At 68.4% G+C, this 23,901-nt stretch carries 24 protein-coding genes; 14 read left to right on the top strand and 10 right to left on the bottom strand.

What is annotated here, in order from left to right; genetic code table 11:
- Nucleotides 1-8 precede the first annotated feature (8 nt).
- Genes TS85_RS10810 through gspG form a run of 4 tightly spaced genes read right to left on the bottom strand, consistent with a single transcriptional unit; the run spans nucleotide 9 to nucleotide 2,084 of the window.
- Nucleotides 9-833: a type II secretion system protein N gene (locus TS85_RS10810; protein WP_052507850.1), complete on the bottom strand. Its 825-nt coding sequence runs from the start codon at nucleotides 831-833 to the stop codon at nucleotides 9-11.
- On the bottom strand, nucleotides 830-1,183 hold the full coding sequence (gene gspI, locus TS85_RS10805; protein ID WP_044332119.1) for a type II secretion system minor pseudopilin GspI: 354 nt from the start codon (nucleotides 1,181-1,183) through the stop codon (nucleotides 830-832). The genes TS85_RS10810 and gspI overlap by 4 nt, the downstream gene beginning before the upstream one ends.
- Nucleotides 1,180-1,668: a prepilin-type N-terminal cleavage/methylation domain-containing protein gene (locus tag TS85_RS10800; protein WP_044332117.1), complete on the bottom strand. Its 489-nt coding sequence runs from the start codon at nucleotides 1,666-1,668 to the stop codon at nucleotides 1,180-1,182. Before TS85_RS10800 ends, gspI begins: the two co-directional genes overlap by 4 nt.
- A complete protein-coding gene (gene gspG, locus TS85_RS10795; RefSeq protein ID WP_044332116.1) occupies nucleotides 1,668-2,084 on the bottom strand; it encodes a type II secretion system major pseudopilin GspG in 417 nt (138 codons plus the stop codon). Before gspG ends, TS85_RS10800 begins: the two co-directional genes overlap by 1 nt.
- 129 nt (nucleotides 2,085-2,213) lie before the next feature.
- Between gspG and gspL the strand changes: the two genes are divergently transcribed.
- From gspL to TS85_RS24085, 6 genes are all read left to right on the top strand, one after another.
- Nucleotides 2,214-3,332 (top strand): type II secretion system protein GspL, encoded by a 1,119-nt coding sequence (gspL, locus tag TS85_RS10790; RefSeq protein ID WP_227698759.1) that lies wholly within the window; start codon nucleotides 2,214-2,216, stop codon nucleotides 3,330-3,332.
- A gap of 5 nt (nucleotides 3,333-3,337) precedes the next feature.
- Nucleotides 3,338-3,802 carry a type II secretion system protein GspM gene (gspM, locus tag TS85_RS10785; RefSeq protein ID WP_044332115.1) on the top strand — a complete coding sequence of 155 codons (465 nt, stop codon included), beginning with the start codon at nucleotides 3,338-3,340 and terminating at the stop codon, nucleotides 3,800-3,802.
- Entirely contained in the window at nucleotides 3,799-5,271 is a 1,473-nt protein-coding gene (gene gspE / locus TS85_RS10780) for a type II secretion system ATPase GspE (protein ID WP_044332114.1), read from the top strand. The genes gspM and gspE overlap by 4 nt, the downstream gene beginning before the upstream one ends.
- Complete coding sequence (locus TS85_RS10775) at nucleotides 5,249-5,599, top strand: hypothetical protein (RefSeq protein WP_155006374.1); 351 nt, start codon at nucleotides 5,249-5,251, stop codon at nucleotides 5,597-5,599. Before gspE ends, TS85_RS10775 begins: the two co-directional genes overlap by 23 nt.
- 18 nt (nucleotides 5,600-5,617) lie before the next feature.
- On the top strand, nucleotides 5,618-6,841 hold the full coding sequence (locus TS85_RS10770) for a type II secretion system F family protein (protein ID WP_044332112.1): 1,224 nt from the start codon (nucleotides 5,618-5,620) through the stop codon (nucleotides 6,839-6,841).
- A 124-nt stretch (nucleotides 6,842-6,965) separates the two neighbouring features.
- Nucleotides 6,966-7,799 (top strand): hypothetical protein, encoded by an 834-nt coding sequence (locus TS85_RS24085; protein WP_052507849.1) that lies wholly within the window; start codon nucleotides 6,966-6,968, stop codon nucleotides 7,797-7,799.
- Between the two features lie 34 nt (nucleotides 7,800-7,833).
- On the opposite strand, the gene TS85_RS10760 is transcribed toward TS85_RS24085, so the two are convergent.
- The gene (locus TS85_RS10760) at nucleotides 7,834-8,511 is read right to left on the bottom strand and encodes a type II secretion system protein N (RefSeq protein ID WP_227698758.1); all 678 of its coding nucleotides are present in this window, start codon (nucleotides 8,509-8,511) and stop codon (nucleotides 7,834-7,836) included.
- Between the two features lie 44 nt (nucleotides 8,512-8,555).
- Between TS85_RS10760 and TS85_RS10755 the strand changes: the two genes are divergently transcribed.
- The 3 genes from TS85_RS10755 to TS85_RS10745 are packed head-to-tail and all read left to right on the top strand — an operon-like array spanning nucleotide 8,556 to nucleotide 11,013.
- Entirely contained in the window at nucleotides 8,556-9,596 is a 1,041-nt protein-coding gene (locus TS85_RS10755) for an ABC transporter substrate-binding protein (RefSeq protein WP_044332111.1), read from the top strand.
- Nucleotides 9,593-10,138, top strand: coding sequence for a PulJ/GspJ family protein (locus tag TS85_RS10750; RefSeq protein ID WP_227698757.1), 546 nt, complete (start codon nucleotides 9,593-9,595; stop codon nucleotides 10,136-10,138). The genes TS85_RS10755 and TS85_RS10750 overlap by 4 nt, the downstream gene beginning before the upstream one ends.
- The gene (locus TS85_RS10745; protein WP_044332110.1) at nucleotides 10,135-11,013 is read left to right on the top strand and encodes a type II secretion system minor pseudopilin; all 879 of its coding nucleotides are present in this window, start codon (nucleotides 10,135-10,137) and stop codon (nucleotides 11,011-11,013) included. The genes TS85_RS10750 and TS85_RS10745 overlap by 4 nt, the downstream gene beginning before the upstream one ends.
- On the opposite strand, the gene TS85_RS10740 is transcribed toward TS85_RS10745, so the two are convergent.
- Entirely contained in the window at nucleotides 11,014-12,336 is a 1,323-nt protein-coding gene (locus TS85_RS10740; protein WP_044332109.1) for a sensor histidine kinase, read from the bottom strand.
- On the bottom strand, nucleotides 12,326-13,699 hold the full coding sequence (locus TS85_RS10735) for a sigma-54-dependent transcriptional regulator (RefSeq protein ID WP_044332108.1): 1,374 nt from the start codon (nucleotides 13,697-13,699) through the stop codon (nucleotides 12,326-12,328). The genes TS85_RS10740 and TS85_RS10735 overlap by 11 nt, the downstream gene beginning before the upstream one ends.
- Before the next feature lie 78 nt (nucleotides 13,700-13,777).
- On the opposite strand from TS85_RS10735, the gene TS85_RS10730 reads away from it, so the two are divergent.
- The 5 genes from TS85_RS10730 (at nucleotide 13,778) to TS85_RS10710 (ending at nucleotide 21,133) form a co-directional block, all read left to right on the top strand.
- A complete protein-coding gene (locus TS85_RS10730) occupies nucleotides 13,778-14,041 on the top strand; it encodes a hypothetical protein (RefSeq protein ID WP_044332107.1) in 264 nt (87 codons plus the stop codon).
- 72 nt (nucleotides 14,042-14,113) lie between these two features.
- Complete coding sequence (locus tag TS85_RS10725; protein ID WP_227698756.1) at nucleotides 14,114-15,406, top strand: efflux RND transporter periplasmic adaptor subunit; 1,293 nt, start codon at nucleotides 14,114-14,116, stop codon at nucleotides 15,404-15,406.
- A 20-nt stretch (nucleotides 15,407-15,426) separates the two neighbouring features.
- On the top strand, nucleotides 15,427-16,107 hold the full coding sequence (locus TS85_RS10720) for an ABC transporter ATP-binding protein (protein WP_044332105.1): 681 nt from the start codon (nucleotides 15,427-15,429) through the stop codon (nucleotides 16,105-16,107).
- 51 nt (nucleotides 16,108-16,158) lie between these two features.
- A complete protein-coding gene (locus TS85_RS10715) occupies nucleotides 16,159-18,615 on the top strand; it encodes an ABC transporter permease (RefSeq protein WP_044332104.1) in 2,457 nt (818 codons plus the stop codon).
- Between the two features lie 10 nt (nucleotides 18,616-18,625).
- Nucleotides 18,626-21,133, top strand: coding sequence for an ABC transporter permease (locus TS85_RS10710; RefSeq protein WP_044332103.1), 2,508 nt, complete (start codon nucleotides 18,626-18,628; stop codon nucleotides 21,131-21,133).
- Between the two features lie 69 nt (nucleotides 21,134-21,202).
- Here the strand turns inward: TS85_RS10710 and TS85_RS10705 are convergent, their stop codons facing one another.
- Genes TS85_RS10705 through TS85_RS10695 form a run of 3 tightly spaced genes read right to left on the bottom strand, consistent with a single transcriptional unit; the run spans nucleotide 21,203 to nucleotide 23,791 of the window.
- Nucleotides 21,203-21,988 carry an SDR family NAD(P)-dependent oxidoreductase gene (locus TS85_RS10705; RefSeq protein ID WP_044332102.1) on the bottom strand — a complete coding sequence of 262 codons (786 nt, stop codon included), beginning with the start codon at nucleotides 21,986-21,988 and terminating at the stop codon, nucleotides 21,203-21,205.
- Nucleotides 21,989-21,992: 4 nt separating this feature from the next.
- Nucleotides 21,993-23,183 (bottom strand): zinc-dependent alcohol dehydrogenase, encoded by a 1,191-nt coding sequence (locus tag TS85_RS10700; RefSeq protein ID WP_044332100.1) that lies wholly within the window; start codon nucleotides 23,181-23,183, stop codon nucleotides 21,993-21,995.
- Nucleotides 23,183-23,791 carry an SRPBCC family protein gene (locus tag TS85_RS10695; protein ID WP_044332099.1) on the bottom strand — a complete coding sequence of 203 codons (609 nt, stop codon included), beginning with the start codon at nucleotides 23,789-23,791 and terminating at the stop codon, nucleotides 23,183-23,185. The genes TS85_RS10700 and TS85_RS10695 overlap by 1 nt, the downstream gene beginning before the upstream one ends.
- Nucleotides 23,792-23,901: the final 110 nt, after the last annotated feature.

Here is a 23,901-nt window from a genome sequence, read left to right as displayed (position 1 = left end):
AGCTCTCATTAGCGAAGCGGGACGGTCAGCGTGAGGCGTTTGCCGTCGCGCATGACCTGGAGTTGGGCGGAGCCGCTCGCCTGGGCGGCGGCGAAGGCGGCATTGGCGGCTTGCGGATCGCTGAGCGGGGTGCCGTTGACCGATTGGACGACGTCGCCCGCGACCATCCCCGGCGGGCCGTTCTCGCCGATGCGATAGCCGCCGCTCACCGGCGCGGCGTCGAGCCGCTGGAGCACCGCCGCGCTGTTCGCCACGGGAGGTGCGGCGGGCGAGGGCGGCTGGCCGGGGCCGGGCACTGCGCCCTGCGGCTGCACCGGGGGCTGGCTCTGGCTCTGCGCCTGTGCCGCCGCCTGCCGCTGTTCGGGCGACAGCGTCGGATCGGGGAAGGCGAGGAACTGGTTCTGCCCGCCCACCGCCAGGATCACCCGGTCGCGCAGGATCGACTGGATCGTCGCGCCGCCGACGATTTCGCCGACATGGAAGGGCTTGGCGGGCTGCCCGCCCTCCGCGATGAACGCCGTCGACAGTGAAGCCGGAACCGCGGCGACCACACCCTTCAGCTCCAGCGGCAATGCCGTCCGCTGGGTCGCGTCGCCCGCCGCCTGCCTGCCGAACGGCGCCAGCGCCAGCGCCGGTGCGATATCGGGCGCCGCGGCGGGGCCGCTGCGCATCGGTGGCACGGTAATCGCGCCGGTCCCGGCATGGCCGGCGATCCGCCAAGTCAGCCCCGCCAGCGCGATCGCGACCGACACAATGACGGCGCCCGTCAGCAGGTCCAGCAGGGTGCGCGTCTGGCGCGGCGACAGGGCGGGGCGGGCGGGGAGCGCGATCATCCCTTGCGCCCGTCCACGAACCCGTCGAGCGATGCAAGGGGCGCGGTTTCGTTTGCAGGCGTAACTTCGATCCGGACGCGCTCGATATCGGGATCGTCGGTGGTGCGCCGGAGGACTTTGACCTGCCATTGCTGGCCCAGCATCTCGACCTGCTCCGCGGTTGCGGGCGCGCGTGCCTCCAGTTCGGCGAGGCGATTTTCGGCGACCCACATCGCGGTGGTGCGGCGCTCCACGCCGCGGATCGAATCGATATGCGATTCGACGGTGCGCATCAGCCCGACCGTGGCGATGGCGAGCACCGCCAGCGCCACCAGCGCCTCGATCAGCGAGAAGCCGTCTTCATTTTTCATGCCGCTGGCGCCTTCACGGCGGTTGCGGTCATGCCGTCATAGGTGACGAGCCAGCGCTGGCTGCCGCTCTCGACCGTCGCGGCCATCGGGCGGCCCGATCCGTCGACGCCCAGGATCACCGGCGGCTTGACGGTCAGCGTCACGGTCATGCCGGTGGGGAGCTTGTGAAAGCCGAGTGCATCGTCGGTGCGCGCGATCATCTGGCCATCGGGGGTCATCGTCGCGAAGCCATAGCCATGCTTCTCGACAGTGAAGGCGATCAGCCGGTCGCCCAGCATCGCGTCATCGGCCGCCGCCTGGAGCCGGGTGGCGAGTCGGCGCGCCTCGGTCTCGACGCTGGGGGCGCGGGTGACGCTGCCGATACCGATCGACACCGCCCCGGCCATCACCCCGATGATCGCGAGAACGACGAGCATTTCGACCAGCGTCATGCCGGTTTCGCCATCGCGCGGGCGCCTGATGATGCCGGCCCCCCCCACGGGCATCAGTGCTTTCGCTCGATATCCGCGTCGACGCCTTCGCCGCCGGGCTTGCCGTCGCGGCCCAGCGATTTGATCAGATAGCTGCCGCCGGTCGATTCATAGACATAGGGCTTGCCCCACGGGTCCTGCGGCATCGTCGAGAGATAGCCGCCATCGGGGAAAGTCGCGGGCAGCGGCGGAGTCGTGGTCTTTTCGACCAGCGCCTTCAGCCCCTGTTCGGTGGTGGGATAGGCGCCATTGTCGAGGCGATAGGTGGTGAGCTGGCTGGCGATCGTCGACAGGTCGGTCGTCGCCGTCGTCACCCGCGCCTGATCCGGGCGCCCGATCACATTGGGCACGATCAGCGCCGCGACGAGCGCGATGATCGCGAGCACCACGATCATTTCGACCAGCGTCAGCCCGGCTTCGGAATCGGGCACCGAAAGTGGCGCGGGGCCCGATTGCGGCGCCGCGCGATGCTTGCTTGTCGCGTCCCGCGGTGCGATGTCACTAAACTGTTTCAATTCTATGCGCATCCCCGCCCCATGCGTCCTGCCCATGAAGCTAATGTGACAACCACTCCCAGCGCCATCGGCGCGCCAGACGCGGGCGAACCGCACACGCCGGGTATATGGACGCTGGCGGGCGGACGGCTGATCATAGCCGAGCCGGGCGGACCCGCAACCATGCTGGTGCCGACCGAGCAGGTGCGGCTGATCGATGTCGACCTGCCGCTGCCCAGCCGCGCGAAACGGCTCGAGGCGCTGCCCTTCGCGATCGAGGACATGGTGGCGGAGCCGGTCGAGTCGGTTCACCTGGCATTGGGCGCCGAAACCAGCCCCAAAAGATATCTGGTCGGTATCGTCGCGCACGAGGTGATGGCACGCTGGGTCGAGATTGCCGAGTCGGCGGGGCTCGGCGATGCCGCGATCGTGCCCGACGCGCTGGCCCTGCCGCTGCCGCCCGAAGGCGAATGGTCGGTCGAGCGCGCGGGCGAGCGGGCGCTGGTGCGATCGGGCGCCGGCATCGGCTTTGCCGTTCCCGCCGCGCTGTTGGTGCCGGCATGGGAATCGGCCGGGCGACCGCGGGTCCATAGCTGTGGCGAGCCGCTTCCCGCCGAGATGGCCGCCGATACCGCGATTGTGAGTCCGGGCGCGATGGCGGCGCGGCTGCACGTCCCCGCGCTCGACCTGCGGCAGGGGCGCTATGCCCGGCGCCGCGCGGCGACGCCTGCGCTGTGGCGGCGTCTCGGATGGATCGTCGCGATCGGCGCTGCGGCGCATATCGTGATCGCGGGGGCGGACACGCTGATGCTCCGGCGCATCGCCGATAGCCGCGCCGCGGATACCCGCGCGCTGGCCGCCATCGCCGCGCCCGGCGCCAATCTGGGCGAGGATCTGGCCGCGAGCGTCGCCGACCTGCTGCCGCGCGGCAGCAGCGCCCCACCCGATGCGTTCCTGCCGCTGCTGACGCGGCTGTCGGGCGCGCTGGCGCCGCTGGGCGGGTTCGCGGTGCGCAGCATCGGGTTTCAGGCGAACACGCTGACGATGGACGTCGATGGCACCGACCCCTCGCTATCGGCGCGGATCGACGCCGCACTGCGATCGGCGCGGATTTCGGGCCGGGTGACGCAGACGCCCGATGGCGGGCTGCGCATCACGGCGCGCAACGCAGGACAAGGATCGTGACGCACATGCCCGTCCTCGCGCGCTTCGGTGACTGGTGGCGCGGGCTCAGCCAGCGCGAGCGCGTGCTGGTGGCGGTGCTCGGCGCCTTGCTCGTGGGCGCGACGCTGGTGTTCGGGGTGGTCAAGCCGCTCCAGGCGGCGCGCGCGCAGGCGCTGGCCGACATCCGCACCTATGAGACGCTGAGCGCGCGCATCCGCGCCGCGGGCACGCTGACCGCCACGAAGGCGCCGCGTCGCGAGGGGGCTCCCGCAAAGGTCGCGGGCGATGCCGCCGCCGGGCTGGGGCTGGTGGTAACGCCGGAAGCGGTGCCGGGCGGGGTGCGCGTCGCGATCGCCGACGCGACCTATGAGACGCTGCTCGCCTGGATCGCCGACCTTGCGGCGACCAGCGACCTGCGCGTTCGCAGCCTGACGATCCAGCGCCGCCCCGCTACGGGCCGCGTCTCCGCCAGCGTGGAGTTGGGCGCATGATCCTTGCCGACCCTGTCGCGACGCTGCCCTACAGCTTCGCGCGTCGCCACGGCGTGCTGCTGCGCCCCGGTGCCGATGGCACGACCGAATGCGTCCACCGGGCAAGCGCGGGTCTGGACGGGCTGCTGGAGGTGCAACGGCTGGTGCCCGGCGCGCGGTTCGTGCGCGTTGCGGACGATGCCTTCGACGCCGCGCTGGGCACGGCCTATAGCGGCGCGGGGGCGGCGGCGGACATCGATCTGGGCGGCATGGACCTCGCCGCGCTGGCCGACAGCGCCGCCGCGATCGACGACCTGCTGGATACGCGCGACGACGCCCCCGTCATCCGCCTGATCAACGCGCTGCTGCTGGAGGCGATCAAGGAAGGCGCGTCGGACGTGCATATCGAGACGCAGGAAAAGCGGCTCGTCGTGCGCTTCCGCGTCGACGGCGTGCTGCGCGACGTGATCGAGCCGCCGCGCGCGCTCGCGCCTTTGCTGGTCAGCCGGATCAAGGTGATGGCAAAGCTCGACATCGCCGAGCGGCGCATTCCGCAGGACGGGCGCGTCACCCTGCGCATCGGCGGGCACGACGTCGACGCGCGCGTCTCCACCATCCCGACCCAGCATGGCGAGCGCGTGGTGCTCCGCCTGCTCGAAAAGGGATCGCTGCGGCTCGACATGGAAGTGCTGGGTATGAGCGACCGCGATCGCGCGGTGTTCAACCGGCTGCTCGAACGCCCGCACGGGATGCTGCTCGTCACTGGCCCGACGGGTTCGGGCAAGACGACGACGCTCTATGCCGGGCTCAACCGGCTGAACGATCGCAAGCGCAACATCATGACGGTGGAAGACCCCATCGAATATGAACTGGCCGGCATCGGCCAGACCCAGGTCAACCCGCGCACCGACCTGACCTTTGCGCGCGGGCTGCGCGCGATCCTGCGGCAGGACCCTGACGTGATCATGGTCGGCGAAATCCGCGACCAGGAAACCGCGCAGGTCGCGGTGCGATCGTCGATGACCGGGCATTTCGTGCTCTCGACGCTCCACACCAACAGCGCGGTGGGATCGGTGACGCGGCTGATCGACATGGGTGTCGAGCGCTATCTGCTCGCGCCGATGGTCGTCGGGCTGGCGGCGCAGCGGTTGGTGCGGCGGCTGTGCCCCACTTGTCGCCGTGAGGACCGTGCGACCGAGGCGGATTCGCTGTTGCTGGGCGGGGCGATCAAGCCGGGCAAGAAGCTGTGGCGCGCGGTCGGTTGCGACGAATGCCATGGCGAGGGGTATCGCGGGCGTGCCGGGCTGTACGAAGTCGTGGCGGTGGACGACAAGTTCCAGAAGCTGATCCATGACGGCGCCTCCGAAGCCGAGTTGGAGGCGCACGCGCGGATCGACAATCCCAGCCTGCTCGACGATGGCGTGGAGAAGGTGCGCAGCGGTGTGACCACCGTCGAGGAAGTCGCCCGTGTCGTCCGCGACGAGGCCTGAGGCGGTGGCGCTGACCTTCTATGACTGCAACCGGGTCGGGCCGGGCGGGACGCTGGTGTGCAGTGTCCAGCTTGGCGGGCGGGCGATCCGGGGGCGGTTCGACCCCTCGCCGCTGGAATATGGCGACGGCTATCTGATCCCGATCAAGCGCGGCGGGTGGCTGGGGCAACGCTATGCGCTGGCCTATGTCGATCCCGAGACGCGGGCGGCGCGCGTGGTCAGCCGGTCGCGGCGCTATATGCGGCTGCTAGCGGTGGAGGGGGCGCAGGTGACCTTTGCCCCCGATGTCGATGCGCGCAAACGCAAGGTGCTCCATGTCGCGCTCTGACCCGGCGGGAGGCCGCCCATGACTGCCTATGCCTATCGCGCGGCCGACCGCAGCGGTGCGGCAAAGCGCGGCGTGATCGAGGCGTCGAGCCCCGCCGCCGCCCGCGCATTGCTCCGCGAACGGGCGCTGCTGCCGCTGTCGGTCGAGCCGGCGGGCGCGGGGGCGGTGCTGGGCGGCATCCGCCTGCCGCGTCTCAACCGCGACACGATCTCGCCCAAGGCGCTGGCGACGATCACCCGCCAGATCGCGACTTTGGTCGGATCGGACATCGCGATCGAGGAATCGCTGCGGCTGGTCGCGACGCAATCCGAACAACCCAAGGTCAGTTCGCTGCTGCTCGACGTGCGCGGCGCGATCCTCGACGGGCGCAGCTTTGCCACCGCGCTGGCGGCGCATCCCAAGGCCTTCCCGGAGTTTTACCGGGCATCGGTGTCTGCGGGAGAGGCTTCGGGCAAGCTGCCCGACGTGCTCAACCACCTCGCCGAGTTCGTCGAGAACCGGCAGGCGAACGGGCAGAAGCTGCAACTGGCGTTGCTCTATCCGGCGCTGCTTGCGGTCGTCTCGTTCGGGATGATGGCGCTGCTGATGGTCTATGTCGTGCCCGACATCGTCCGCGTGTTCGTGTCGCGCGGGGCCGATTTGCCGCTGCTGACCCGGCTGCTGATCGGGGTGAGCTGGTTCCTCCAGAATTTCGGGCTGTATCTGATCCTGGGCGTGGCGGTGGGGTTCATGCTGTGGGGCCGCTGGGTGCGGGTGCCCGCGAACCGGCTGCGGATGGACCGCATGTTCAGCGAACGCCGCCCGTTCCGCCGCTTCAGCCGCCAGTTGAGCGCGGCGCGCTTCGCCGGGAGCCTCGCGACGCTGGTGGGGAGCGCAGTGCCGCTGGTCGATGCGCTCCACGCGGCGGCGGCGGTGACGCCGAACCGCTGGGTGCGCGAAAAGGCGGTCGGCGTGGCGCAGCGGGTGCGCGAGGGCATCTCGCTGCGCGCGGCGATGCAGGAGGCAGGGGTGTTCCCCACGATGCTGGTCGCGATCGTCGCCTCGGGCGAAAGCAGCGGACGGCTGGCCCCCGCGTTGGGTCGGGCGGCGACCGAACTGGAGCGCGAACTGGACGCGCTGGTCGCGACGCTGGTGGCGCTGGTCGAGCCGCTGGTGCTGCTGGTGATGGGCGGGCTGGTGCTGATGATGGTGCTGGCGATCCTGCTGCCGATCATCAATTTGAACAATCTGGTGACGATTTAGGGGGGGCATTCTATCCTCACCCGCCAGGGGGAGGATTGAGACGCAGAAGCCTGCCTAGCGATCCTGATTGCGACCGTTCGCGAGCAGTGCGAAACTCGACCCAATATCGAGGGGAGAGTCCAGTATGATGGCCGCAATCGCCGCGCTGTTTGGGGCCATGGCACCCGTCTGTTCGCCGGTACCGGGGGCCGCAGCGCTGTGGCAGCCCAGCATCCGATGGGTGATTGTTGGCGAGATGCATGGGACGAACGAGACCCCTGACGCCTTTGCCAATCTGGTCTGCCTCGCCAGCCTGACCGGACGTCCGGTGAAAGTCGCTCTGGAATATCCATCCGATGACCAGAGCGCGATCGACAGTTTCCTTGCCTCCGATGGAGGCGCTGCCGCTCGAAGCGCGCTGCTGAAGGTGTCTCTGTTCACCTCCGGGGTGCAGGATGGCCGTGGCAGCACCGCCTTTCTGCGGCTGTTCGAACGGTTGCGGGCCATGAAGCAAGCAGGACAGATTACCGGCGTGGTTGCATCTGATGTCGGGCGCTCGACCCTAAGGGGACAAGACCGCAATGCGGCGATGGCGCAGCGCTGGGCGGCGATAGATGCGCCGGACAATGCCATCATCCTGTCGCTGGTCGGGAACATTCACGCCATGCGTAAGCCGCTGACCTTCGGCACCCGCACGATTGTCCCTGCGGGTGCGATACTGCCCGCCGATCGTACCGTGACGATCAACGTGGTGGGGAACGGTGGCATGGCGTGGAACTGCCAAGGCGACGGATGTCACGCACAGGAAAATGGCGATCTTCGCAGCGCGGTGCCGGGCATCACCTATTCCACATCTGCCGAGCGGCAATGGGATGGCACGTACGAACTGGGCATTCCCACGACAGCGGCGCTGCCGGCAAACGGGGAAATCTCATCGAAATCATCTGGTAAGCAGCCGCAAGAGAACGGTAAAAACTGATACGCGGGGCCTATGGATCGCCCACCGCTTTCCCCTACATCGCCCCCTTGATCCGGCTCCCCCCCGGAATCCCCAGGAATGGCAGCGCAGCCGCGCCCTCCGGCGTCACGCCCAGGTCGAGTGTCCCGTCCTCCTCCAGCACCGCGTCCACCAGCACCCGCCGCCGCTGCGTCGCAGGCGCGATGCGGAGCGTCGTCTTGTCGCCGATATGGTCGGCCGTGAGGATCAGCGCCGGAACCGCGCTCGCCGCGCCGCCGCCGGTCTTGGCGCGGCAGCTTCCCGGATCGCTCATCGCTTTCCCTTCGACCACGCGGCCCGATCCGCCGCCCACCACGATGCGCTCCATCTCGACCTGCATGGTCAGGTCGCAGGTGAAGGGCAGGTTCGGCTGGCGCGCCGCGAGCAGCGCGCCGTCGGCGCGTCCGCTGACATGATCGAGCACCATCCGACCGCCGGGCCGTGCGAGCATCCGGCCGCCCAGATCGGTGTTCGGACCCACCGCCTTCCAGTCTGCAGCGAAGCCCAGCGACAGCAGCGAGCGCAGCGGCGCCATCCGCCATTCGAAGCGGCTTCCCCCCGCCAGCCCGACTTCGCCGCGCCATATTGTGCCCGCCACGCCCGACCGCCAGGCGGCGTTGCGGAAGAGCACGCTGGCCGGCATCGTCACGACCATCGCGAGCAGATACGCCCCTATGCCGAGCGCTGCGAACACGATAATAGGCCGGCGTGCCACACCCCCAAAATCCGGAGTCGGCAATGGACCGGCGGTCGCTGCTGACATTGCTGCAATCGGGACTGGTCGCGTCAGCGGCATCGGTCGTGCTTCCCTCGTTCGCGCTCGCAGCCGACAAGAAGGACAAGCGTCCGGTCGCGCTGCTGGTGCCGCTCACGGGGCCGCGAGCGCAGCTTGGCCTTAGCATGCGGCAGGCGGCGTTGCTCGCGGAAAACAGTGCGTTCGTGCGCGTTTTCGACACTGCGGGGACCGCGCCGGGCGCCGCCGCCGCGGCTGCCGAGGCATTGAAGATCAGGCCCGCACTGATCCTGGGACCGCTGGGCGCGCCGGAGGTGCCTGCGGTGTCCAGCACGATCGCCGGGCGCGTGCCGATCATCGCGTTCAGCAACGACAGCGTGCTGCGCAGCCCCGGCACCTATATTTTCGGGATCACCGCGGGGCAGGTGACGAGTGCGATCCTGCGCTATGCCCGGTCGCGCGGCGTCCGGTCGGTGGCAGTGATCGACGACGGTTCGGCCTGGAGCGCGGCGGCGTCTGTGGCGGCGGGGCAGGCCGAGCGTGAGCTGGGGCTGCGCATCCGCGTGCTCGAAGTGCGCCCCGGCCAGCCGACTCCCGATGCCGGCGATGCGCCCGACGCAGTGCTGATCGCCGGCAGCGGCGAGCCCGTGCTCGCGGCGGCGCGCAACCTGAAGGCGAGCGGCATCCAGTTGCTCGGCACGATGCAGGGGCTCGACTATCGGCCCGAGGCGCTGGAAACGCTGGCGGGGGCGTGGATCGCCAGCCCCGATCCGGCGGCGTTCGGTATTTTTGCCAGCGAATATGCCGCGCGCAACGGCGGCGATCCCGGCGCGATCGCCGCGCTCGCCTATGACGCTGCGGGAATCGCCAACACGCTGCGCGGCGCCGGGATGCTGGGGCCGGAGGGGCTGCTCGACAGCAAGGGATTCCACTGCGTCACCGGTCCGGTTCGGTTTCGCACCGATGGCTCGGTGGCGCGCGACTTCGCGGTGCTCGCGGCAACGGGAAGCGGCTATGAAACCGTCGCGATAAGCTCGGGGTCGTGAAACCGCAGGGCGAAGAGGGCTTCACGCTTATCGAGCTGATGATCTCGATGGGGCTGTTCGCGCTGATCGCCGTCGCGGGGCTCGCGCTGGTCGAAGGGATCATCAAGGTGCAGGGGCGCACCGGGCAGCGGCTGGACCGGCTGGCCGATCTCCAACGCACGATGTTCGTGGTGTCGAGCGACCTCGACCAGATTGCCGGGGGACGGATCGAGGGGAGTGGCGGCGCGCTGTCTTTCACCCGCGCCGCGCCGGGGATGGGCGGGGCGGCGGTGCCGCTGCGCTACGTTGTCGCGGGCGGCGCGCTGGTGCGAAGCGCGGGTCCGGCGCCGCAGCCGGTGCTGGCGGGAGTCGCCGCCGCGCGCTGGCGCTTCTGGGACGGCGCCTGGGTCGATCGCTGGCCCGTTGGCGACAGCGACAAGGACAAGGATCGCTGGCCGCGCGCGGTCGCGCTGGAGATGCAGGTCCAGGGGCCGGGCGGGGCGCCGGGATCGCTGCGCCGGGTGATCGCGCTGCCCGCGCGCCCGCAGGAGCCGCCGCAATGAAGCCGGTGCGCGACGACGAACAGGGCATGATCCTGATCAACGTGCTGATGTTCGTCGCGATTGCGAGCGGGCTGGTGCTGCTGATGATCAACCGCGAGGAACTGGCGCTCGACCGGGGGCTGCGCACGCGCGAGTCGTCGCGCGCGCTGGCGGTGGTGCGCGGCGGCGAATTGTCGGCGCTCACCGCGCTGCGCCGCGATGCCGAACTCGCGGGCGATGTCGACCATGCGGGCGAGCCCTGGGCACGGGTGTCGGAGAGTGGCGCGCCGATCGATGGCGGGACGTTCGACCTGGCGATCGCCGATGCCGAGGGGCGGTTCAACATCAACGCAGTGCGCAGCGGCGAGGCGGGGTCGCTGGTGCTGTTCCAGACGATCGGCAACGAAGCCGGGCTGACCCCCGAGCAGATCGTCATGGCAGTCGAATATGTCCGGCTGCAAGGCCCCGTCACCGACCTGCGCCCGCTGCGGCTGGCCGGCATCGAGCCGGCCAAGGCCGACCGCCTCGAACGGCTGGTGACGGCGCTGCCCGGCAGGACGGCGCTCAACCTCAATGCCGCGGACGAGGAAATGCTGCGCATCCTGTTCCGCGATCCGGTGGTGGCGTCGCGGCTGGCGGCGGTACGCGCCCGGCAGGGCTATCTGACGCTCAAGGACTTGACCGACCAGAATGTCACGATGCCCTGGGGCGCGTCGTTCCGCTCGAACACCTTCTGGGTCCGCACCCGCGCGACGATCGGCGAGACCAGCCAGCAGGCCGCAACGCTGATCCAGCGGCGGCGCTCGCCCGAGGGGGTGTTGGAAGTGGTGCCGGTCGAGCGCTGGCGCGGCGCCGCGGTCCCGCCGGGCGTACCACCGCTGCCTGCGCGGTCGTAGCTACAGCAGGATCCGAAACCGCGCGCCGCCGCCGGGCGCGTCGCCCACTTCGATTGCGCCGCCATGCGCGACGACGATCTGGCGGGCGAGGTTGAGCCCGACGCCGGTGCCGGACGCGCGTGTCGTGAAGAAGGGCAGGAACACCTCCTGCCGCAGCGCGGGCGGGATGCCGGGGCCGTTGTCCTCGACTTCGATCGATGCTCCGCTGCGCTCGGCGGCGATCCGCAGCGCGAGGCGCGGCGCGGGATGCCCGGCGACGGCCTGGGCCGCATTGCGCAGCAGGTTGATCAGCACCTGCGCCAGAAGGTCCGGATCGGCGTCCAGCGCCAGCCCCGCCGGCACCACGTCGCGCGCCAGCGGGATTTCGGGGAATTCGGCGGCGAACAGCCGGGCAAGCTCATCGGCCCAGGGCGCCGCCGCAAAGCGCTGGCGCCGGATTTCGGGCGTCTGCGCGACGGCGCGATATGCCTCGATGAAATGCCCCAGCCCGCGCGCGCGCCGCGCCAGCGTCGCGACCGCCGATCGGGCGTCGGCAATCCGCGGGTCGGGCGGCAGATCGGGCTCCGCGAGCAGGTCCGACGCAGTGTCGGCGAGCGACGTGACCGGGGTGAGCGAGTTCAGGATTTCATGCGTCAGGACGCGCACCAGATCGGTCTGCGCCGCCATCTCGACGGCGTCCAGCGTCCCCTGGATCGGCTGGACGCTCACGGCGCGGGTCCGCCGCCCGAGCCGTTCGAGCAGCGCCGATCGCACCAGCACCCGCTGGCTGCGCCCGTCGAGATTGAGGATCAGCAGCTCCTCGCCCGCGCTCGCCGCCGCCAGCCGCCGCGCGAAGGTGGCGCCATAGACCGCGAAGTCCTCGGTACGGCGGCCATGGGCTGCCGTGAACAGCCGCCGCGCAGCGCGATTGGCAAGCGCGACCTGTCCCGCCTCGTCAACGGTCAGCAGCGCGACCGGGAGATCGTCGACCAGCGCGTCGAGATAGCGCAACTCGCCCGCGCTGCGGTCCTGCGCCTGGCGGAGCCGGTCGAGCGCGTCGTTGATCGCGGCGCCCAGCCGCCCGAAGCTGGCGCCCCCGCCGCTTTCGAAGCGGAGCGCGGTGTCGCCGAACCGCACCCCCTCGACAAAGCGCGCGAGGGTGCGGTTGGTCCGCGTGACATGCTGCCACAGCCCCGCCAGCGCCGCTACGACGAGGCACAAGGCGATGATCCGCGCCGCGGCGAGCCCCGGCGTGGCGATGGCCGCGACGCAACCGAGCAGCGCGACCGCCAGTGCCGCGACCCAGCCGATCAGCCCGAGCGTGAAGCGGGTGTCAAAGCCCATGCTTTTCCATCCGGCGATACAGCGCGGCGCGCGACAGCCCCAGTTCGGCGGCGGCGAGCGAGATGTTGTAGCCATGCTTCTTCAACGCCTCCTCGACCAGCCGCCGCTCGACGCGCTCGAGGTTGAAATCGTCGGGCGCGGGGGGCGGGGCCGGTGCCGCCGCCACGACCCGCGCCGCCGCCGGGACCAGCGCGAAATCGTCGGGCTCCAGCGGCACGTCGCGCGCGAGTATCACCGCGCGCTCCAGCGCATGGCGGAGCGCGCGGACATTGCCCGGCCAGTGATGCGTCAGCAGCGCGCGGCGGGCCGCCGGGCTCAGCGCGGGCACCGGGCGGGCATAGCGCCGGGCATAATGCTCCAGATAATGGTCGATCAACTCGGGCACGTCCTCGGGCCGCTCGCGCAGCGGCGGCAAGTCGATCTCGACGGTGTTGAGCCGGAACAGCAGGTCCTGGCGAAAATGCGCTTCGTCGCGGAGCTTCTCGGGCGGCAAATTGGTCGCCGCGACGACGCGGATGTTGACCGGCACGGGCTTGTTCGCGCCGACCGGAGTCACGCGGCGCTGCTCGAGCACGGTCAGCAGCTTCGGCTGGAGCCGCAGCGGCAGGTTCCCGATCTCGTCGAGGAACAGCGTGCCGCCATCGGCGGCCTGGATGCGCCCGACGCGATCGGTGCGCGCGTCGGTGAAAGCGCCCTTCACATGGCCGAACAGCTCGCTGTCGATCAAATCCTCGCTCACGGCGCCCAGATCGACCGTCAGCATCACCTTGTCCGCGCGCAGCGACTGGCGGTGGAGTTCGCGCGCGACCAGTTCCTTGCCGGTGCCGTTCTCGCCCAGCACCAGCACATTGGCGTCGGTCGGCGCGGCGCGGGCGATCAGCGAATGGACGCGGGCCATGGCGGGGGAGGCGCCGAGCAGCGGCGATCCGCCGGCGATCGGGGCGGGGGCATTGGTCGCGCTGCGCGAGCGGCGGAGCGACGCGGCGGTGCGCACGGTGGCGAGCAGCCGGTCGTTCGACCAGGGCTTCGACACGAAATCGGTCGCCCCGCGCTTCATCGCAGTGACGGCAACCTGCACCCCGGCATGCGCGGTGATCATCACCACCACCATTTCGGGGTCGATCGCCAGCAGCCGGTCGAGCCACGCCAGCCCCTCGGTCGCGTCGGTCGCACCGCGCGCGAAATTGGCGTCGAGCAGCACGACATCGGGCGTGCGGGCCGCAATCAGCGGCAGCGCCTCGTCGGGGGTGTTAGCGATTGCGACGTCGCGGAACAGCCGGCGCAGCAACAGCCGCGACGCCATCAGGATATCGTCGTCGTCGTCGATCACGACGCAGAACTCGAACTCCGGCGCAGTCCCCATGCGTCACTCCCCTACAGCCGCCACTATGCCATCGGTAATCAATTTGCGTGCCATTTCACACGGGTTGCGGTGGCCCGGTTGGCACGCGTCCTGCTGTTCCCGAGCGATCAGGAGGAAGCGGGCGTGCGGTGGCGGGACAGGCGGACAGGGTTGGGAATCGTGCTGGCGGCGCTGCTCGTGGTGGCGCTGGCGCGGCCCGTGGCGCCCGCTGCGCTCGAGATCGGCGTGCAGGCGCATGCGGTCGATGCCCGGCTGCGGATTGGCTTCGCCTCGATCGCGATAGCGTTCGATTCCGGACACTACTGCCCGGAATCGGACGGTTGCGCGGGCGCTGCGCGGTGATGCGGGCCGCCGCCGTCGTCGCGCAGGGCTTGGCACGCGGGTTGCTAGGATAGGGGCATGGGTGTCGTTCGGATGCAGAAAGATCAGGGAACCGGCCCCGTCACCGGCAGCGGGATGGACCAGCAGGTCGCGGTCCGCCGCCTGGCGACGGGGTGGAAAATCGCCATCGGCGGCGCGCTGGCCGTGGCGGCGGCGCTGGCCTTCTGGTGGTTCGCGCCGAGCGGGACGAGCCAGACGGTGACCGCCGATCACGTCACCATCTCCACCGTGGCGCGCGGCACGTTCGACGATTTCATCCCGGTGCGCGCGCGCGTCACGCCGCTGCTGACGGTCTATATCGACGCGGTCGAGGGCGGGCGGGTCGAGAAGATGCTGGTCGAGGACGGCGCCACCGTCGCGGCGGGCCAGCCGATCGCGCTGCTCTCCAACGCCGAACTCCAGCTTTCCACCCTCGCGCGGCAGACCGAAGTCGAGCAGCAGATCAACAATATGCGCAGCCAGGAACTGGCGCTGGCGCAGACCCGGCTTGCGAACGAGCGCGCGCTGCTCGAGGCCGGCCTTGCGCTGCAAAAGGCGCGGCGGCAGTTCGAGCGCGAAAAGCCGCTCGCGGGGCGCGGCTTCGTCACTGCCAAGCAGTTTTCGGACACTAGCGACGACTATGCGTACCGCCAGCGCAACTACGAAGCGCTCAAGCGCAGCCAGGCGACCGACGCGCGGCTCCAGGGCAGCCAGCTCGCACAGCAACAGGCGGCGGCGCAATCGATGCAGTCGGGGCTGTCGATCGCGCGCGCCAATCTGGACGCGCTCCAGCTTCGCGCACCGGTGGCCGGGCAGCTTTCGGGCTTTTCGGTACAGGTCGGCCAGTCGCTCCAGCGCGGCGAGCGCGTGGGGCAGATCGACAGCCCGGGCCGCAACAAGCTGATCGCCGGAGTCGATGAATTCTACCTCGGTCGCGTCCAGCTCCAGCAGCGCGCGGCGATCGAATCGGGGGGGCGGCGCTATGCGGCGCGCGTCACCAAAATCTATCCGCAGGTCCAGAACGGCCAGTTCCAGATCGACTTCCAGTTCATCGGTGCCGAGCCCGCCAATATCCAGCGCGGCCAGACGCTTGCGGCGCGGCTGACGCTGGGCGATCCGGCGCCGGCGCTGCTCGTGCCCAACGGCGCCTTTTACAACGATACCGGCGGCAGCTGGATTTTCGTGGTGACCCCGGACGGGCGCAGCGCGGTCAAGCGCAGCGTGCGGATGGGCCGCCGCAACGCCGAGTTCGTCGAGGTTCTCGAAGGGCTCGATATCGGCGAGAAGGTCGTCACCTCCCCCTATACCGGCTTTACCGACAAGACGCGCCTGGACCTCTCCAAATGATTGCGAAGAAAGGGAATCCCATGCTGACGATGCACGCGCTTTCAAAGGTGTACCGCACCGACACGGTGCAGACCACGGCGCTGGATGCAATCGACCTCGACATTGCCGATGGCGAGTTCGTGGCGATCATGGGGCCGTCGGGATGCGGCAAATCGACGCTGCTCAACATGATCGGGATGCTCGATAGCCCGTCGAGCGGCAGCTATGTGTTCAACGGGCAGGAAGTCGCCGGGCTGTCCGAAGCCAAGCTGGCCGACGTCCGCAAGCGCAGCATCGGCTTTATTTTCCAGAGCTTCAACCTGGTCGACGAACTGAGCGTGCGCGACAATATCGAACTGGCGCTGCTCTATCATTCGGTTTCCGCGGGCGAGCGCCGCGCGCGAGTGGACGAAGTGATGGACAAGGTCGGCATCGCCCACCGCGCGAAGCACCGGCCCAGCCAGCTGTCGGGCGGCCAGCAACAGCGCGTCGCCGTCGCCCGCGCGCTGGTGGCGCGTCCCCATCTGATCCTTGCCGACGAACCCACCGGCAACCTCGACACGCACCATGGCGAGGAAGTGATGCGGATGCTCCAGACGCTGAACCGCGAGGGATCGACGATCGTGATGGTGACGCACTCGCCCGCGCATGCCGATTATGCCGGGCGCATCGTCAACATGCTCGACGGCCGCATCCTGCAGGAACAGCGCCGCGCGGCTTGAGAATCTCGCTCCTCCTTCAGCGGAGGGGGAGCGGAAAAGGGGGGATCGGCGATGTGGCGAAACTATCTGGTGATCGCGCTGCGGCTGCTGGCGCAGAGCCGCGTCTATGCGGCGATCAGCATCGGCGGGCTCGCGCTGGGCCTTGCCGGCTGCCTGCTGATCCTCGGCTATATCCGCTATGAGCGCAGCTACGATGGCTGGTTGCCGGACAGCGGTCGCGTCTATCAGGTTCAGGCGACAATCCATCCGCCGAGCCAGCCGGTCGTGTTCACGCAGGCCAGTTCCTATCCGCTCGGCGAGCGGCTCGCTGCGGACTTTCCCCAGCTCGAGGCAGTGACCGCGCTCGCTTCGGGCAAGACCGTTACGGAGCATGACGGCCAGCCGATGTTCATCGACTGGGCCGGCGTCGACCGCGATTTCTTCAAGGTCTTCGATCTGCCCTTCGCGCAGGGTTCGGCGGCGGACGCGCTGCGCGATGCGGATGCGCTCGTGCTCACCGAAAGCGAGGCGATCCGCCAGTTCGGCACGGCCAACGCACTCGGCAAGGTCCTCACTCTCGGCGCAGGGGATGGCAAGCGCGACTTCCGCGTCACGGGCGTGCTGCGCGATTTGCCGCGCAACACCAGCCTGAAGCTGGGCCTCATCCGCGTCCGCGACCCCGTGCAGAGCCCCTATAAGGGCTGGGGCAATCTCAATCAGCAGCATTACGTCAAGCTGCGCCCCGGCGTGAGCGCCGCGGCGATCGACGCCGCGCTGCCGGCCTGGGAGAAGCGCGTCATCCCGAGCGAAGTGATCGACGGCAAGCCGGCGACGATGTCCGACCTGTTCGATTTCGCGCTGATGCCGTTGACCGGCGTCCACCTGGGCACCGCACGGGAGGGGGCGCTGACGCCGGCGGGAGACTCGCGCGCGCTCGCCACCTTCGCAGTGGTCGCGGTGTTGACGCTCGGCATGGCGGTGATGAACTTCGTCAACCTGTCGACCGCGCGCGCCACCCAGCGCGCGCGCGAGGTGGCGCTGCGCAAAGTGCTCGGCGCGTCGCGCGGGCAACTGATCGTCCAGTTCCTGGGCGAAAGCCTGGTGATGGCGGCGGCGGCGATGCTGCTGGCGCTCGCGATCGTCGAGTTGGCGACGCCCCGTCTTGGGGCGTGGATCGGGGCCGATCTCCACCTCGCTTATCTGGGCGAGGGCGGCATGCTGTGGCCGGCGCTGGGGCTGTTCGCCGCGACCGGATTGCTCGGCGGGCTGTACCCCGCATTCTATCTCAGCCGCTTTCGTCCCGCCGAAGTGCTCCGCGCCAACAAATCGACAGTCGAGACGCCGGGCAACGGCCGGTTCCGCATGGCGCTGGTCGTCTTCCAGTTCGCGATCGCGATCGGGCTGATCGCCTCTACCTGGGTGATCTGGTCGCAGACGCTGTATGTCGAGACGGTCGATCCCGGCTATCGCCGCAACGGCCTGGTCCAGATCGCCAATGCCTGGCGCTTTACCCAGGGCGCCGAATACGAAGCCGGACGCACCGCCATCCTGGCGATCCCCGGCGTCACGGCCGTCGGCCGCACCGGGCTCGGGCTGGCCGCGACCGACAAGTCGATCGCGCTCATGCAGGCGGCGGGGGCCAGCGACTACCTGTCGATGGGGCTTTACGGCGTAGATGCCGACTTCCTCCAGATGATGGAGATCAAGCTCCTTGCCGGGCGCGCGCTGGGGGACCGCTTTGCGGCCGATCGCGTAGCCGAAATGCCCGAAGCCGATCTGGTGGCACGCGGCGCCAATGTCGTGGTCAATCGCGCCGCCGCCGCCAAGTTCGGCTATCGCGATCCGCGCGCGGCGGTCGGCCACACGGTGCGGATCGGATTTGGCGGCTTTGGGTTGGCGCCCGCCACGATCGTCGGTGTTGTCGAGGATACGCGGTTTCGCACTGCGCGCGATGCGCTCGAGCCGATCGTCTATTGCTATGATGCGACGCGCACCAATCAGGTCCTCGTCCGCTACGCGAACGCCCGGCCGGGCGAAGTGATGGCGGCGCTGGGCAAGGTCTGGCGACGGTTCGAGCCCGAAATCCCGTTCGAGGCGCGCTTCGCCGACGATATCGTCAGCGAGCTCTACGCCGCCGATCGCGCGCGCACCGCATTGTTCGCATCCTTCTCGCTGCTGGCGGTGCTGATCGCGTGCCTCGGGCTCTACAGCCTCGCGTCGTTCAGCACCGAGCGGCGGACCAGGGAGATCGGCATTCGCAAGGTGCTGGGCGCCAAGGTGCACGACATCGTCCGGTTGCTCGCCTGGCAATTCTCCAAGCCGGTGGTGCTCGCCAACCTCGTCGCCTGGCCCGCGGCATGGTGGGCGATGCGCGACTGGCTCAACACCTTCGACGTGCGCATCGCGCTGACGCCCACACCGTTCGCGCTGGCGGGCCTGCTGGCGCTGGGCATCGCGCTGGCCACCGTGTCGGGCCACGCGCTGCGCGTCGCCCGGGCCAACCCCATCCACGCCCTTCGCTACGAATAGGAGCAGAGCCATGTGGCGCAATTACCTGACCGTCGGTCTGCGGGCCCTGTCGAAGAACAAGGTCTATGCCGTCGTCAACATTCTGGGGCTCGCGATCGGGCTGGCGGCGTGCCTGCTGATCCTGCTCTATGTCCGCTACGAGCGCAGCTATGACGAATGGCTGCCCGGCAACGATCGGATCTATCAGTTCCAGTCGACCTATCAGAGCAAGACGACGTCGGACCATTTCGAGAATCAGGGCGCACCGTACGTGACCAAGGCGGCGCTGCTGAAGGACTTCCCGCAAATCGAACATGCCACCTATTTCGGTGGCGGGGTGCGCGTGACGCTGCTGAAGGACGGGCGCGCCTATACCACCGACGATGCCGGGCTGACCGACAGCCCGTTCTTCGACGTGCTGCCGCTCCCGATGGCGCGGGGCGATCATCAGGCACTGGTCCAGCCCGGCACCGTGGCACTGAGCGAGAGCCAGGCGACCAAGCTGTTCGGCACCACCGACATTATCGGGCGCACGCTCACCGCGATGGCGATGGGGGTGAAGGCGGATTACCGGATCACCGCTGTGTTCAAGGATCTGCCCAAGAACTCGCACCTTGCGATCGATACGCTGATCCGCGCCGATTTCCCGAGCCTCTATGCGCAGGGGCACAATGCCGAGTTCCTCACCCAATGGGGTTGGACCGGCGGATGGGTGTATGTGAAACTGCGCCCCGGCGTGGATGTGGCGGCGCTCAATACCCAGATGACCGCATGGGAAAAGCGCAATATTCCAGATACTTATGATGAAGGAAAGCCTCAGAATATCGGCGACGAGCGCGATTATGCGCTGGTCAATGTCCGCGACGTCCATCTGGGCAAGGCACAGCGCGCGGCGATGACGACGGGCAATGACTCGGCGACGATCGCCACGTTCGCGATCGTGGCGCTGCTGATCCTGGCAATGGCGTGCATGAATTTCACCAACCTCGCCACCGCCCGCGCCAGCCAGCGCGCCCGCGAAGTCGCGTTGCGCAAGGTGCTGGGCGCGACGCGGCGGCAATTGGTTACGCAGTTTCTGGGCGAATCGATGCTGCTTGCCGCGTTGTCGATGCTCGCTGCGCTCGCCTTTACGGAGGTCGCGCTACCCTGGTTCGCGCAGTTCCTCGATGCCGATCTGGAACTCCACTATCTGGGCCGCGACGGCATGCTGGTGCCGGTCCTCGCGCTCATCGTGCTGGTCGGCGCGGCGGGCGGGATTTATCCCGCGCTGTACCTGTCGCGGTTCGAGCCGGCGCGGGTGCTGAAGGCAAACAAGTCGGCATCGGAGGCGGAAGGCTCCGGGCGGCTGCGCAGCGGGCTGGTGATCCTGCAATTCGCGGTGTCGATCGGGCTGATGATCTGTACCGCGGTGGTCTATGGCCAGACGCTCTACGCCCGTAATCTCGATCCGGGCTATGATCGCGAAGGGCTGGTCCAGGTCAGCGGCATCAGTTCCGAAGCGTTCGAGGGGCGGCAAGAGGCGCTGATCCGCTCAGTTAAGGCGCTGCCGGGTGTCGAAAATGCCGGGCGCACCGGCATCGCGGTCAATACCGACAATACGTCCAGCACGACGGTGCGGGTCACCGGCCGGAGCGATCCGGTCGATATCGGCATCTATTCCGCCGACCCGGGCTATTTCCCCACCATGGGCATCCGCACCCTCGTCGGGCGGACCTTCGATCGCAATCGTCCCGCGGACGACATGACGACGCCCTTTCCCGAAGTGCCCGCCGCCGAAAAGGCATTGGCGGCGCGCGGCGCCAATGTCGTGATCAACGAAGCCGGGGTGAAGCGCCTGGGCTTTGCGAGCCCGCAGGCGGCGCTGGGCAAGACGCTGCGCTATGGCACCAAGGACGAATATGGCGGCTCGATGCTGCTCACGATCATCGGCGTGGTGGCGGATTCGCGCTTCCGCCCGATCAACACGCCGATCGAGCCGATCCTGTTCTACTGGAACGACAACAGCGCGCATTGGCTGGTAGCGCGGTTCAAGGGCGATCCGGCCAAGGTCAGCGCAGACATCGAGCGGATATGGCGGAGCATGGCGCCCGACGTGGCGTTCGGTGCGCGCTTTGCCGACCAAATCCTCGAGCGTGGCTATCGTCGCATGGAGGCGCGGGGGCAGATGTTCGCGCTCTTCGCGCTGCTGGCGATCATCGTCGGCTGCCTGGGGCTTTTCGGCCTCGCCGCGTTCACCGCCGAGCGTCGCACCAAGGAAATCGGCATCCGCAAGGTGCTGGGCGCGCGGACGGGGAACATCGTCCGGCTGTTGATCTGGCAGTTCGCGCGGCCGGTGGTGGTCGCGAACGTAATCGCCTGGCCGATCGCGTGGTGGGTGATGCGCGACTGGCTCAACCAGTTCGATGCGCGAATGGCACTCGGCCCGCTGCCCTTCGTCGCCGCCGGGCTGCTGGCCCTGGCGATCGCAGTGGTGACGATCGGGGGGCATGCCTTCCGTGTCGCCCGCACCAATCCGGTCCATGCCCTGCGCTACGAGTAGGCGCGTCAGCACAGGGGATGGCCGGGGCGGGCGGGGTTGTGTCGCCCCGTCCGCCCCGCGTCGGTTCGGCTATTCCTCGCCGCTGCCGGGCTCGGCCATCTTGCGGTGCGCCTCGGCAAGCACTGATTGCGGCACCACGCCCGATCCCAGCACCTGTATCTTGTTCGACAGCCCGGAGACGACATGCCCCTTGCCGGCGAACAGCGCGTCGAAGCCGTCCTTCGCCACTTTGGCCGGATCGGCCTTGTGCTCGTCCTGGCCCACCGACGTGTCCAGCATGTCGGCACGCGCGAAGAATTCAGTGTCGGTAGGCCCGGGCATCAGCGTGGTGAGCGTGACCCCGTCCACGTCCTTGATTTCGTTGCGCAGGGCCTCGGTGAAATTGTCGATGAAGGCCTTGGTCGCATTGTAGATCGCGTTGAAGCTGCCGGGGACATAGCCGGCGATCGATCCGGTGACGAGGATCTTGCCGTCGTTGCGTGCGACCATCGCCGCCAGCACCTTCTGGAGCAGATAGACCGTGCCGGTGACGTTGGTGTCGACCGAATGGCGCCATTTGGCCACTTCGATATCGAGGAACGCCCCGCCCGTCGCGGTGCCGGCGTTGGCGCAGAGCAAGTCGATCTGCCGCCCACCCGCCGCCGCCAGCAGCGCGTCGACGCCGTCGATCGTCGCCAGATCGACCTGGACCGACTGGACCTGCGTCCCGAACTGGCCGAAATCGCGCGCGGCGGCGTCGATCAGCGCTTCGTCGGCGACCACGATCAGGTCGTACCCCTGCTGCGCCGCCAGGGTAGCGAGTTCAAAGCCGATCCCGGTCGAGGCGCCGGTGACGATTGCGAGCTTGTCTGCCACGATCCTACTCCGCTGCCAGCGAGAGGCCGGGCTTCAGCACGACCTTGGTCACTTCATTCTGGTTGTCGTGGAACATCTTATAGCCCTTGGGCGCCTGCTCGAGCGGGAGGATGTGGCTGATCAGGAAGGTCGTATCGATCTTGCCTTCCATGATCGCGTTGAGCAGCGCGGGCATGTAGTGCTGGACATGCGTCTGGCCGGTCTTGAGCGTCAGCCCCTTTTCCATGAACGCACCGAGCGGGAATTTGTCGACGAAGCCGCCATAGACGGCAGGCATCGAGACGCGCCCGCCCTTGCGACAGGCGTGGATCGCCTGGCGGATCGAGTGGATGCGATCGGTGCCGAGGAAGGTCGAGGCCTTGATCTGATCGATGATGTTGTCGACAAACGCGCCGTGCGCTTCCAGTCCGACGGCGTCGATCACGGCGTCGGGACCGATCCCGCCGGTCATTTCGATCAGCGCCTCATAGGTCTTGGTCTCTTCGAAATTGATCGTCTCCGCGCCGAACTGGCGCGCCAGTTCGAGCCGGCGCGGGAAATGATCGATCGCGATCACGCGCTCGGCGCCCATCAGGAAGGCCGATTGCACCGCGAACAGCCCCACCGGGCCGCAACCCCATACCGCGACCGTGTCGCCGGGCTCGATCTCGGCATTCTCCGCCGCCATCCATCCGGTGGGGAGGATGTCCGAGAGGAACAGCACCTTGTCGTCGTCAATCCCATCGGGAACGACGAGCGGGCCGACGTCGCTGAAGGGCACGCGGACATATTCCGCCTGGCCGCCCGAATAGCCGCCGGTCATGTGGCTATAGCCGAACAGCCCCGACATCGGCTGGCCATAAGCGGCCATCGCGATATCCTGATTATCGGCCGGCAGGCCGTTGTCGCATGCGGAATATTGGTGCTTGCCGCAATGGTAGCAGGACCCGCACGAGATGGTGAACGGCACCACGACGCGCTGCCCCTTTTTAAGCGTCGATTTGGGGCCGGTTTCGACCACTTCGCCCATGAATTCATGGCCGAGGATGTCGCCCGCCATCATCGACGGGATATAACCGTCGTACAGATGCAGGTCCGAGCCGCAGATCGCCGTCGACGTGATCTTGATGATCGCATCGCGCGGATTGAGAATTTCGGGGTCGTCGACGGTGTCGACGCGGACATCGTGCTTCCCGTGCCATGCCAGAGCGCGCATCAGTTCTTTCCTTCTTCCTGGAGGCGGCGGCTGCGCGCGCCCGTGGCGATCTCGCCGGTTTCCATAAGCTGTTTGAAGCGGCGCAGGTCGCGACGCGCCTGAATCGCGGGTTCGCGCTGGAACAGCTTGGCGACGATCTTGCCGATCGTGCCGCCCGGCGGATCGTAGAGGATGGTCGCGGTGACGATCGTCCCGCGCTCACCCTGCGCATCGCGAAAGTCGACACGCCCGCTATTGGGCACATCCGCGCCGGCTTCGGATGCCCAGGCGATGAAGGCGCCGTCGCTTTCCTCGGTGATTGTCGCAATCCATTCGACGGTCTTGCCCGCCGGCGCCTTGACCACCCAGCGCGAGCGCCGCGCATCGAGACTCTCGACCTGCTCGACATTCTCCATGAAGGTCGACAGGTTGGCGAAATCGCGCCAATAGGCGAACAGCTCCTGTCGCGGGCGGTTGATCGTGACACTGCGCCCGATCAGCGTATCGGCATTGCCATCCGCAGGTGCCTCCACCAGCGTCTCTGTCGTGGCGTCGACTGCGGCGCTTCGATGTTTTGACGTAGCGAGGGGGCCGTCGTCGAGCGGCGGCGTGTCGAGTGTGTCTGCCATGATATGCCTCCGATTTCCCCGATATAACAAAGGGCTAGTCCGTCCGTTCCGCTCGATTGAACCTGCGATCCGCTCGGTTGGGCAGCGCGGCCAGCGGCTGCGCGATGAAC

The organism is Sphingomonas hengshuiensis (assembly GCF_000935025.1).
Taxonomy (GTDB): Bacteria; Pseudomonadota; Alphaproteobacteria; order Sphingomonadales; family Sphingomonadaceae; genus Sphingomonas; species Sphingomonas hengshuiensis.
The sequence above is the reverse complement of the archived record's forward strand: the minus strand, read 5'-3'. Positions and strand labels throughout refer to the sequence as shown.